The sequence below is a fragment of the Brevundimonas sp. genome (genome assembly GCF_050729455.1).
In the GTDB taxonomy this organism is placed as follows: Bacteria; Pseudomonadota; Alphaproteobacteria; order Caulobacterales; family Caulobacteraceae; genus Brevundimonas.
The window spans coordinates 133,626-144,972 of the sequence record NZ_JBOHLI010000002.1; the positions used below are offsets into that span (position 1 = coordinate 133,626).

13 protein-coding genes are annotated in these 11,347 nt (G+C 69.1%); 11 read left to right on the forward strand and 2 right to left on the reverse strand.

The annotated features are described in order from the left end of the window. The 10 genes from ACREEF_RS01225 (at position 1) to ACREEF_RS01270 (ending at position 9,042) form a co-directional block, all read left to right on the forward strand. A complete protein-coding gene (locus ACREEF_RS01225; RefSeq protein WP_431563789.1) occupies positions 1–918 on the forward strand; it encodes a type IV secretion system protein in 918 nt (305 codons plus the stop codon). Position 919: 1 nt separating this feature from the next. Continuing rightward, on the forward strand, positions 920–1,138 hold the full coding sequence (locus ACREEF_RS01230) for a hypothetical protein (RefSeq protein WP_431563790.1): 219 nt from the start codon (positions 920–922) through the stop codon (positions 1,136–1,138). Continuing rightward, positions 1,135–1,818 (forward strand): virB8 family protein, encoded by a 684-nt coding sequence (locus ACREEF_RS01235; RefSeq protein WP_431563791.1) that lies wholly within the window; start codon positions 1,135–1,137, stop codon positions 1,816–1,818. The genes ACREEF_RS01230 and ACREEF_RS01235 overlap by 4 nt, the downstream gene beginning before the upstream one ends. Continuing rightward, positions 1,815–2,639 (forward strand): TrbG/VirB9 family P-type conjugative transfer protein, encoded by an 825-nt coding sequence (locus tag ACREEF_RS01240; RefSeq protein ID WP_431563792.1) that lies wholly within the window; start codon positions 1,815–1,817, stop codon positions 2,637–2,639. Before ACREEF_RS01235 ends, ACREEF_RS01240 begins: the two co-directional genes overlap by 4 nt. Further along, complete coding sequence (gene virB10, locus ACREEF_RS01245) at positions 2,636–3,772, forward strand: type IV secretion system protein VirB10 (RefSeq protein WP_431563793.1); 1,137 nt, start codon at positions 2,636–2,638, stop codon at positions 3,770–3,772. Before ACREEF_RS01240 ends, virB10 begins: the two co-directional genes overlap by 4 nt. Then, a complete protein-coding gene (virB11, locus tag ACREEF_RS01250) occupies positions 3,772–4,779 on the forward strand; it encodes a P-type DNA transfer ATPase VirB11 (protein WP_431563794.1) in 1,008 nt (335 codons plus the stop codon). The genes virB10 and virB11 overlap by 1 nt, the downstream gene beginning before the upstream one ends. After that, positions 4,745–6,601, forward strand: coding sequence for a type IV secretory system conjugative DNA transfer family protein (locus ACREEF_RS01255; protein ID WP_431563795.1), 1,857 nt, complete (start codon positions 4,745–4,747; stop codon positions 6,599–6,601). Before virB11 ends, ACREEF_RS01255 begins: the two co-directional genes overlap by 35 nt. Then, a complete protein-coding gene (locus ACREEF_RS01260; RefSeq protein WP_431563796.1) occupies positions 6,598–7,209 on the forward strand; it encodes an LPD7 domain-containing protein in 612 nt (203 codons plus the stop codon). The genes ACREEF_RS01255 and ACREEF_RS01260 overlap by 4 nt, the downstream gene beginning before the upstream one ends. A gap of 178 nt (positions 7,210–7,387) precedes the next feature. Further along, positions 7,388–7,732, forward strand: coding sequence for a helix-turn-helix domain-containing protein (locus ACREEF_RS01265; protein ID WP_431563797.1), 345 nt, complete (start codon positions 7,388–7,390; stop codon positions 7,730–7,732). Next, on the forward strand, positions 7,729–9,042 hold the full coding sequence (locus ACREEF_RS01270; RefSeq protein WP_431563798.1) for a type II toxin-antitoxin system HipA family toxin: 1,314 nt from the start codon (positions 7,729–7,731) through the stop codon (positions 9,040–9,042). Before ACREEF_RS01265 ends, ACREEF_RS01270 begins: the two co-directional genes overlap by 4 nt. On the opposite strand, the gene ACREEF_RS01275 is transcribed toward ACREEF_RS01270, so the two are convergent. Both ACREEF_RS01275 and ACREEF_RS01280 read right to left on the reverse strand, forming a co-directional pair. Beyond that, a complete protein-coding gene (locus tag ACREEF_RS01275) occupies positions 9,043–10,050 on the reverse strand; it encodes a relaxase/mobilization nuclease domain-containing protein (RefSeq protein WP_431563799.1) in 1,008 nt (335 codons plus the stop codon). Then, positions 10,047–10,571, reverse strand: coding sequence for a MobC family plasmid mobilization relaxosome protein (locus ACREEF_RS01280; RefSeq protein WP_431563800.1), 525 nt, complete (start codon positions 10,569–10,571; stop codon positions 10,047–10,049). The genes ACREEF_RS01275 and ACREEF_RS01280 overlap by 4 nt, the downstream gene beginning before the upstream one ends. 287 nt (positions 10,572–10,858) lie before the next feature. Between ACREEF_RS01280 and ACREEF_RS01285 the strand changes: the two genes are divergently transcribed. Beyond that, entirely contained in the window at positions 10,859–11,293 is a 435-nt protein-coding gene (locus ACREEF_RS01285; RefSeq protein WP_431563801.1) for a hypothetical protein, read from the forward strand. Positions 11,294–11,347: the final 54 nt, after the last annotated feature.

Sequence of the window (11,347 nt, forward strand, 5' to 3'; positions counted from 1 at the left end):
ATGAGGTTCCGGGTCTTCGAACCGAGCTATGACTTCGTCGACGGCCGCCTGAACGAATTCCTCGGCAGCCGCCTGTCCGCCGTGATCGCCGAGGTCGAAGGTCCTCTGAGGATCGCCCTCGTCCTCTATGTGGTCCTCTACGGCTTCGCCATCCTGCGCGGCGCCATCAGCGAACCGGTGATGGATTTCGCCGTCCGCTCGATCAAGCTGGCCCTCATCTACGCCCTGGCGACGACGACCGCCTATTCCAGCTTCGTCACCGAGCCGCTCTTCACCGGCCTGCCCAATGTCCTGACCCGCGCCGTCAGCGGGGCCGAGGCGCCGAGCGTCGGCGCCGCCTTCGACCAGTTCTTCGCCTATGCAGCCTGGCTGGGCGAGGACATCGCGCGCGACGCCTCGGCCTTCAATCCCGGCCCCTATGTCATCGCGGCGGCGGTCTTCATCATCGGCGCCCTGGCCGCGGCCCTGGGCTTCGGCGTGGTCCTGGTCGCCAAACTGGCCCTGGCCCTGCTCGTGACCCTGGGTCCGACCTTCATCGCCTGCGCCCTGTTCGACGCCACCCGCCGCTTCTTCTTCGGCTGGCTGAGCCAGGCGGTGAACTACCTTGTTCTGTTCGCCCTGATGATCGTCATCTTCCAGCTCGTCCTCTCCCTGGTGAGGGATCAATGGGGTTCGATCCAAGACGCCGACCCCATGATCGGCGGCCTCATCTTCATCGCGCTGTGCCTGCTCGGCGCGATCTTCTTCCTGCAGACCCCGGCCATAGCCGCGGGCGTCGCGGGGGGCGCCAGCGCCGGTCTGGCCGATTTCGCCAACGCCGCAACCCTGGGAGCCGGCTCGGGCACCGCCCGCGGACCTCAGGAAGCCAGCCGCCAGCCGCCCAGAGGCGGCGGAACCATCCGACCGAATGGAGCCTGACATGTCTCTTCGCCTCCTGCTGCCTTCGATCTGCGCTCTGGCGGCCTGCCTCCTCGGGTCCTGCGCCTCCCTGCCCGCCCCGGCCCTGCCGACCTGCGACGGCGCCTCCAGACGCCCCGCCAACCCCTATGGCTCCGTCCTGTCGCCCGAGCCGGCGACACCGCAGCCGACCGCCGCTACGGCCGAGGCGGAAGCGCCGCCGACCGGAGGCTGCGCATGACCGGCGTCCCGTCCGACGAGTTGAAGCGCTACTTCGTCCAGGCTCGGCGCTGGGATCAGGACCGCCTGTCGTCCGCCCTGCGTTCGCGGCGCTTCGCCTGGATCGCGGCCGGCGCGACCACGCTTCTCGCCGTCGCCTCGAGCCTGGCCGTGATCGCCCTGACGCCGCTGAAGACCAGCGAGCCCTTCGTCATCCGGGTCGATCAATCGACCGGGGCGGTGGACGTGATCAGGGGACTTTCGGCCGACCAGGGACCGGCGCGTTACGACGAGGCCGTCAGCAAATACTTTCTCGCCCAGTATGTCCGCGCCCGGGAAGGCTACCTCGATCCCGCCGCCGAGGACGCCTTCCGCATGGTGTCCATCCTCTCGGCGCCCGGCGAACAGACGCGCTGGACCGATCTCTACCGGGGCTCCAACCCGCAGAGCCCGCAGAACCTCTACGGTCCCGACGGCGAGGCTGCGGTCGCCATCCGCGCCATCAGCTTCATCAATGACGACGTCGCCAATGTCCGCTTCCGCCGCACGGTCCGCCACGCCCGACAGGTCGTCGAGAGCGACTGGATCGCCACCATAGCCTTCACCTGGACCTGGGCGCCGATGACGGAGGCGGACCGGCTGCGCAATCCCCTGGGGTTCCAGGTCATCTCCTATCGCGCCGACCCGGAGGTCATCCGATGAAAGCCCTCGCCCTTTCCATCAGCCTCGGCGTCCTGGCCCTCGCCGGTCCGACGCTTGGCCAGGAAACACCCGACGCCCGGATGCGCGAGATCGTCTATGCGCCCGGGGAGGTCTATCGCGTGGCCGGGGCCTTCCGCACCGCGACCCAGATCATCTTTTCACCTGAGGAGACGATCCGGCACGCCGCCATCGGCGACAGCGTCGCCTGGGAGGTCGCCGCCGAGGGCTCGGCCCTCTTCCTCAAGCCGCGCGAACGCCACCAGAGCACCAATCTCCTCGTGGTCACGGATCGGGCGGGCCAGGCCCGTCACTACGCCTTCGAACTGATCGCACGGGATCCGGGAGCCCGCACATCGATCACCTATCAGATCCGCTTCCTCTACCCCGACGACGAACAGGCCCGCGCCGCCGCCGGCCTCACCCGGGCCGCAGACCTGGCGGAGCAACGCCTCGTCGGCCTGGAGCTGCAGCAGGGCGCGCTCCAGGGGCCGCGCAATCTCGCCTACTCGGTCCAGGGCGACAGCCGGCTTCAGCCCAGCGAGGCAAGCGACAACGGTCGCTTCACCGTCCTGCGCTTCCCCGGCGCCCAGTCCATCCCGGCCATTTTCGAGGTCGGCGAGGACGGCGGCGAGCGGCTCATCCCCTATGACGTCCGCGGCGAGTTCGTGGTCATTCATGGGACGGCCCGCGGCTTGCGCCTGCGTCGCGGCGCCTCGGTGCTCTGCATTTTCAACGACGCTTGGAACCCCCGCGGCGTGGCCACGTCCGGCGTCACGGCCTCTCCGACCGTCGAGCGCGAACTGACGGGAGACCGGCCATGAACGCCGAACCGCCGCCCCCGCAGACAGCTCCAGATCATCCCGAGGGTCCGGCGACCGGCCACGACCGGGGCGTTTCCCCCATCGCGGGACGTCTGGGCGGACGCCAGGGGCGGATGATCACCCTGGCCGCTCTCGCCGCCGGCTGCGGCGTCTTCCTCTACGCGACCTGGGACCGGGGCGATGCCCGGGATCGGAAATCCCCTCCCGCCGACGAACCGGCCCGCCAGGGCGCGCCCTTCGAGCCGGCCCGCCGTCCCGAGCCGCCCCTGCTCGCCCACGCAGCGGATGATCCGAATGCGCCGCTCCTGAGCGAAAATGGACATCCCGTGCCGGCGATCGAACGGTCCCGGGAGACGAGCCCCGCCGCGCCCTCGGGCGTCTCGGCGGCTGATCAGAGACGCGCCCTGGCCGAGAGCGCGCAGCGTGCGCCCCTGCTGGCCTATAGCCGCTCCAGCCGAGCCTCGCCCGGCCCGGATCAAGCGACGCCGCAGTCGGTCGCTCCTGAACACAGTCCGACCTCCCTGGAGGCGCTCCGCCGCCTCAGCCCCATCGGCCAGGCCCACGCCAGTCGCCTCCCCGATCGCAACCTCCTGATCGTCGCCGGGACCAGCCTGCCCTGCGTCCTGCAGACCGCCATGGACAGTTCGACCCCGGGCTATGTCAGTTGCCTGGTGTCCCGCGACGTCTATTCCGACAATGGCGCCGTGGTGCTGATGGAGCGCGGGACCCGGGTCCTGGGTGAATATCGCGGCGGGCTCGAAGCCGGACGTCGGCGGCTTTTCGTTCTCTGGACGCGGGCCGTCACCCCGACGGGCGTGGCCGTGGCCCTCGCCTCGCCCGCGACCGACGCCCTGGGCCGATCGGGCTTCGACGGCGAGATCGACACCCGTTTCTGGGACCGTTTCGGCGGCGCGCTCCTGCTATCGATCATCGACGACGGGGTCTATGCGGCGGCAGGCGGCGGGCGAGACTTCCAGGCCTCGGCGCGCGTCCCCTCCGACGCCGCCGCCGTCGCCCTGCAGAACTCGGTCGACATCCCGCCGACCCTGCGCAAGGCGCAGGGCGCCGACGTCTCCATCTTCGTCGCCCAGGATCTGAACTTCGCGAACGTCTATCGCCTTCGGCCGCGCTGATGGAGGACACCACGGTCCTCGACCACTATCTCGCGCCGCTCCGCCCCTTCCTGGAGCCGGACACGGTCACGGAGGTGGTGGTCAATCGCCCGGGAGAGGTCGGGATCGAACAGGCCGGTCAATGGCGCTGGCGCGACGTCCCCGCACTGACCGAGGCCTGGCTGCACACCCTCGCCGTGGCGGCGGCGGCCTTCACCCGGCAGGACGTCGACGCCGAACACCCGATCTGTTCCACCGTCCTGCCGGGAAACGAGCGATGCCAGATCGTTCTTCCACCCGCCGTGCCCAGCGGCATGATCTCCCTGACCATCCGCAAGCCCTCCACCCGCCGCATGGGCCTGGAGGATTTCGAAGCCGCAGGCCTCTTCTCTGCGTCGACCTTCATGACGGGCGACGAAGTCGATCCCACGGACGCCGCCCTGATGGTCCTGCGGCAAGCCCGGGACTGGCCCGGCTTTTTTCGGCTGGCGGTCGAAAGCCGGCGCAACATCCTCATCTCCGGCGCCACCGGTTCGGGAAAGACCACCTTCGCCAAGGGCCTGGTGGAGCTTATCCCGGCCCATGAGCGGTTGCTGACCATCGAAGACACGCGCGAACTGGTCGTCCCCCACCGCAACGCGGTCCACCTGCTCTACGCCAAGGATGGTCAGGGCCTGGCCAGGATCGGCCCCAAGGCCCTGCTGGAAAGCGCCCTGCGCATGCGGCCGGACCGGATCCTGTTGCAGGAGCTGCGCGACGGCACCGCCTTCTTCTTCCTGCGCACCGTCAACTCCGGCCACCCGGGGTCGATCACCACTGTGCATGCGGACTCGGCGGCCCTGGCCTTCGAACAACTCACCCTTCTGGTGCGCGAATCCGAAGGGGGCCGGGACCTGCCCCGCGACGACATCCGCAGCCTGCTGCACCTGATGGTCGATGTCGTGGTGCAGATGAAGAAGGTCGACGGCCGCTACCTGATGACGGAGGTCTGGCATGACCCGCTTCGCAAGCGCGCCTCCGGCGGCTAGGGCGGCGGCGCTGGTCCTGGGCGCGCTCGCGACGGCCGGCCTGCTCCTCGTTCTCGCCGCCGTCATCGCCCTGGTCGGCCTCGGCCAGCTCTCCGCCTCGGTCGAGCCGGCCCGCCTCCCCGCCTGGTTCTGGTATTACCGCGACGATCCGCGGGTCGGCCGCTGGATCCTCGTCGGCCTCTCCATCGCCAGCCTGGCCGGCCTGATCCTGATCGTGGCCATCCTCCTGTCCCGCCGACGCCCGCTGCACGGGGATGCGCGCTGGGCCTCCGTCTCCGAGCAGCAACGCGCCGGCCTCCGCGCCAAGACCGGCGTCCTGCTGGGTCGCGACGGCGGCGACTTCCTGATCGCTGACGGGCCGGAGCACGTCATGCTCTACGCCCCCACGCGCACCGGCAAGGGCGTGGGGGTGGTGATCCCCAACCTCCTGAGCTGGCCGGGTTCGGTGGTGGTCCTCGACATCAAGCGGGAGAACTACGCCGCCACCGCCGGCTTCCGGGCCGAGGCCGGACAAAGGATTTTCTTGTTCGATCCGCTCGCCCGCGACGGTCGCACCACGTGCTTCAACCCTCTGGGCCACATCGACCGCACCGACGCCCTGGCCGTCCTGGATGAGCTGCAGCGCATGGCCTTGATGCTGTTCCCGACGCCGCCGCAATCCGATCCCTTCTGGTCTGAAGCGGCGCGAACCGGATTCATCGGGGTCGGCGCCTGGGTCGCGGCGACCGCCGAACGGGCTTTCACCCTTGGCGAAATCTTCCGCCAGCTCACCCAGGGCGACCCGCGCGTCCGCTTTCCCAAACTGATTAAGGCGCGTCGCCAGGAGGGTCGCCCCCTGCCCGCCGGTTGCGTCTCGGCCCTGTCCGACTTCTGCGCCTCCAGCGACAACACCTTCGCCTCGATCCGCCAGTCGATCACCAGCCGCATGGGTCTTTGGCTCAACCCGCTCGCCGACGCCGCCACCGCCGCCTCCGACTTCGATCTGCGCGATCTTCAGCGCGGTGGCCTGTCGCTCTACCTGGGGGCCAGCCCTGCCGACATGGTCCGCGTCGCCCCTCTCTACAGCCTGCTGTTCCAGCAGCTCGTGGATCTGAGCAGCCGATCCCTGCCCGGCCCCGAGGACCGGCCGGTGCTGGTGCTGCTCGACGAGTTCGCCCGGCTGGGGCCGGCGCCGGTGCTGGCCCACGCCTTTTCCTGGGTCGCCGGATACGGTCTGCGCCTGTTGCCGGTGATCCAGAGCCCGTCGCAGTTGCGCGCCCTCTACGGTCCCGACGTCACCGAGGAGATCCTGACCAACTGCGGACTGGAGGTGGTGTTCGCCCCCAAGGAGCTGCGGGTGGCCCAGGAACTGAGCGACCGGCTCGGCTTCTACACCTACGCCGGCCGTAGCCTGAGCCGGCCGCGCGGTCTGGCCGCCGGTCGCCGGAGCTTGACCGTCTCCGAACAACGCCGGGCCCTGATGCTGCCCCAGGAGCTGATGCAGTTGTCGGACCGCGACTTGATCGTGCTCAAGGCGGGCCTGCCGCCGGTCCGGGGCCGCAAGATCCGCTACTACCGGGAGCGGGTCTTCCTGCGCCGCCTCAGGCCGCCGCCGGCCCTCCCGGTTGCGCACCCGATCGCCGCCCCGGCGTCTGATCCCCCCTCGACCGCCCCGTCTTCCATCCAAACCCAGCCGGAGACTGACATGGAGCTCGACGCCGTCATTCGCGCCTTCGCCGACGAAGGCTGCCCGCCTCCCGCCGCCGGGGCCTCTGAGGTTGAGATGTCGGCCTGGCTGGATCGGGCCCTGACCGAGGCCCCTGTCCTGGAGCGTGAGCCATGAGCTCGACCTCTCCCGCTGCCGGCGGCCCTGCGCCAGACAATCGCCTTGGTCCCGATCGGACGCGTCGCGGTGAGAAGACCGAGCGATCCACCCTCAAAGGCGACCTGCCCCCCGCCCTGCTCGACCGCTATCTGATTGAACGCGACCGCCAGGGTCGGCCGGAAGCCTTTTTCCGCGACCCTCGCGCGACCGAGCCCGCCTTCCGGGATCATGGACGACGCCTCAGCACGCCCCACGCCTATCCGGACACGATCACCGACATGCTCAAGGTGGCCCGTCATCGCGGCTGGACCCGGCTGCGGGTCGAGGGCGAGGAGACCTTTCGGCGAGACGTCTGGATCCAGGCCAGGGCTCAGGGGCTGGAGGTCTCCGGATACCGGGCGCGGGAGCGGGACCGGCAGGCGGCGGGGGAGACGCCCCGGGTGCCGAACGCCGCCATGGATCTGGATCGACGCCTGAAGATGGCCGCGGTCGTCGTGCGCAATCTGGTGTCGGAACCGGAAGCGCAGCGTCGTCTGCTAAACCGCGCCGCGGACCTTGTATCGCTCAGAAGGGGTCAGGAACGCAGCGAACGCTTACGCCCGCGAAATACCGATCGAAGCCGCTAGGCTGCGTACTGAGCAGCTTTAAAGCGCAACACCCCATATAAGGGTGATTGATGCTAGATACCCTCACAAACACCCACATACGGGTTTTAACTGGATATTCGCAACAAAGTACGTAAACACCCATTTACGGGGTACTGGTACTTACAACGCCCATAGTCACCCATATAAGGGTTCTAACATGGCCGGAGCGGAAACGGACCTCGTACGGCGCGCCCGGGTGCTGGGCGAACGTCTCGCGGCGCAGAGATTGAGCCGCAACCTGACCCAGCGCCAGTTGTCCGAGGACGCCGGCGTCGGGATCAACACCCTGCGGCGCCTCGAAGCCGGAGAGAACGCCTCCCTCGACACCCTGCTGCGCGTGATGGACGCCCTGGGTCTTGGCGATCGCATCGAGACCCTGGCTCCCCCGGTCGATGTCCGGCCGGTGGATCGGGTCCGGCTGGCCGCCGCGACCGAACGGCGACGCGCAACCGGCGCCGGGGCCAAGCCGGCCGAGCCCTGGACCTGGGGAGATGATGAATGACTGACGCCACTATCCGTCTCTGGGGCCGTGACATCGGCGCCGTCACCTGGCTCGAAGACGAGGGCTATGGCGTCTTCCAATACACTCCGGAGTTCGCCGTCAGCGCCCGCGAGGTCGCCCCTCTGGTCATGCCCTTGACCGAAGCGCCCTATGCCTTCCCGGATCTGCCCCGCCCCGCGTTCAAGGGCTTGCCCGGCCTTCTAGCCGACTCCCTGCCCGACAAGTACGGCAACGCCCTGATCGACACCTGGCTGGCGCGCCAGAACCGGACCGCCGCCTCTTTCAACCCGGTCGAGCGCCTCTGCTATATCGGCGAACGCGGCATGGGTGCCCTGGAGTTCCACCCCACCCAGGGCCAAACAAACCGCCGCTCGCGTCGGCTCGACATCGCCAAATTGGTCGATCTCGCCAGCCAGGTCCTGTCGATGCGCAAGGACATGCACGGCGCCCTAGGCGGCGAGGACGATCAGGCCACCCTGGAAGAAATCCTGCGTGTCGGCACCTCCGCCGGCGGCGCTCGCGCCAAGGCCGTTCTGGCCTGGAGTCCCGAGACCGGCGAGTTCCGGTCCGGACAGGTCTCGGCGGACGCCGGCTTCGGCTACTGGCTGATGAAGTTCGACGGGGTCAGCAACAATCGCGACAAGGAACTGGCCGACCCGCAAGGGTTCGGCATGATCGAATACGCCTTCTCGCTCATGGCGCGCGACGCCGGCATCGACATGTCCGAGTGCCGCCTGCACCGTGAGGGCGGCCGCAGCCATTTCATGACCCGCCGCTTCGACCGAACGTCCACCGGCAGGAAGGTCCACATGCAGTCGCTGGCGGCCCTGCGCCACTACGACTTCAACGCCGCCGGCGCCTACAGCTACGAACAGGCGATCGAGACCATCCGACTGCTCAACCTGGACGCCGTCGACCTCGAACAGCAGTTCCGCCGCGCCGTCTTCAACATCTTCATCCGCAACCAGGACGACCATGTGAAGAACATCGCCTTCCTGATGGATCGCTCCGGCGCCTGGCGGCTGTCTCCAGCCTTCGACGTCGCCTACGCCTGGAACCCTTCAGGCGACTGGACCAACGCCCACCAGATGAGCCTGAACGGCAAGCGCGACGACTTCCATCTCGAGGACCTCCTCGCCTTCGGCGCCCATTGCGGCTTCAAGCGTCGCAAGGCGATCAGCCTCGTCTCGGAGATCGCCGACCGGGTCCGCGACTGGGCCATCTATGCGGAAGAAGCCGGCGTGTTCGAGACAACCGCCGACCGCATCGGCAAGGCTCTGCGGCTCGACCTCACGCCGCCGCCCGCCTGATCACCGCGACCGCCCGTCGCCCGGCGGCGGTCGCTCGCGCTCCGACAGCTCGAGCCTGCGCCGGATCACGTCGCGCCGGGTCTCCACAGGCGGCAAGGCCTTGACGAAGTCGACGACCGTCTCGGCCTTGCGGCGCCCGTCCTTGTCTCCCGACAGCCCGAGCCGAACCGCCTCCGCCGACAGGGCTCGAACGATCCTGTCGCGCCGCGCCCGCAGCGCCGCCTTCCACGGCTCCGCCCCACCCTCGTCATTCGCCGCATCCCGAACAGCGTCACGCAGGACCCGCGGTGCCGGACCGCCGCCCGCCTCGAACCGCTCCCGCAGCTTGCGCACCGGTGTCCGCTCGGGCTTGCGCGTCACGCCGCGCGCCCGACGCGGCGTCGCCTCCGCCTCGATCGACCGCTCTCGCAGCGCATGGGCGAAACGCTCGCGCCATAGCTGCAGGTCAGCCTTGCGGGGGTTCAGCCGCTCACCGTCCCGCCCCAGCATCCGTACGGTGAGATGAACATGGGGATGACGCCCCTCGTCATGCAGGGCGAAGACATAGGGAAAGCGACCGCCGAACACCTCGCCGGCGAAGGCCCGGGCTGCGTCATGCAACCGACCTGCGTCCGTCCCCATAGGCATGCTCAACACTACCGACAGCGAGACCGGCGCATCCCGCCGCCCGCGCGGCTCCATCGCCAGCTCGGCGGCCCAGTCGTCCGCCAGGTCACGAACGCCGACCCTGTCCAGGCGCTCGCCGTCCGACTCCTCAAGCGCCAGGGCGCCGTTGCGGCTGATGTAGGCCAGGTGGGCGCCCAGGTGGGCGCCGTCACGGGTCCGCCCGGTGATCTTGACCATCACCTCAGGGACCCGACGCGCGACGCGCTCGAACCGGGCGGCCGCATCACCCGGGCCAGCCCCACGCAGCCGCCCCAAGACCGCCCGCGTCAGCCGCGCCCGTCGCACATCGACCGGTGGACGCAGCGCCTCCTCGAACCCCGACGGCGGTCGAAAATCACTCATCGGACAGGCTCCGACCAGTAGGCCAGATTGCCTTCGAAGGCATCGCCGAGCGCCTCGACCCAGCCGCGCAGCTCGGCCCGATAGGCGTCCAGCTGCGCCACCTCCAGGCCCAGAACCGCCCCCTCCATCACGGCCGTGTTCAGGGCGCGGGCGATCTGGTTCACATTGACGCCGATCCGCCGCAGCTCGCGCCGGCACTCGATCAGCGCCATGGCTTCGGGCGGGGTGAACTGGGCCCGTCCCTCAAGCCGACGCCGGATCAGGGACACGGACCACTGCGTCCGCGACAGCCCGACTGACGCCGCCTCGGCCTGCAGCAGCGCCATCTCCACCTCGGTCAGCCGCACAGTCAGCTTGCCCGACCTCGGCTCCGCCGGGGCCGCCAAGCGCTCGGGAAAGGACGTCTGCGCAGCGTCTTCCATCAGCCGGCGCAGCAGCCGCGACCGTCCGCCCTGATCCACCGCCGCGGCGTCGAACCGGCGGATCAAATCGGGTAAAACGCGGATGGTGAGGCGATCCATGGGAGAGGGTGTCCGTCAGACATTGCCAGCGCAAAACCTATCCTGCCCTAGACAGTCACCCCCTTCGCCCCGCAGGCCTACGGGTCTGCCGCCCTCCCCTCGGCGGCCGGTTCCGGCCGCTCGCCCGCCGCCCTGAAGGGCGCCCCAGCCGGATGGCGAGACGTCCCCCCCTCGCCCTCACCCATGGCAGATGCGTTGTCCAATCCCCCGAATGCCCTAACCTCGCGGTCCCGCTCGGGAGGTCGCCATCCTGGGGCGACACGCACACGGATGACCTGGAGTTTGCAGTGGACCGAGACGACCTGGCCGCGACACTCGCGGCAGCGCTGCCCGGGATCAGGTTACCGAACCTAGGCGACCAGACGCCAGGCTGGCGTCCGGAGCCCGGCCGATGCCATGACAACGCGCGCCGCTGGATCGAGACGAACCCGGGTTTCACCATCGTCCACGGCTGGCTCAACGCCCGCGGCGAAACCTTCGAGAACCGGCTACGCTTCCATTCGCACTCCGTCGTCCGTGGTCCAAACGGCGACCATCTGGACGTCACCCTGCGCCAGTGCGACCCGAACTACGACTTCATTCCTCACCCGCTCGGCGACAATCATTTCAGACAGCAGGTGATCGAAAAGCTGCCGACCATCGATCATCTCACCGGCCCGGACCCGGTGGTCGTGATGGAGTCGCCCGGCGAGGACCCGCGCTTGGACAACAGGCTGTTCTGACAAATGCGATCGGCAGGACCGGAGGCTGTTCTCGCTCCTTTTTCGAACCCCAGT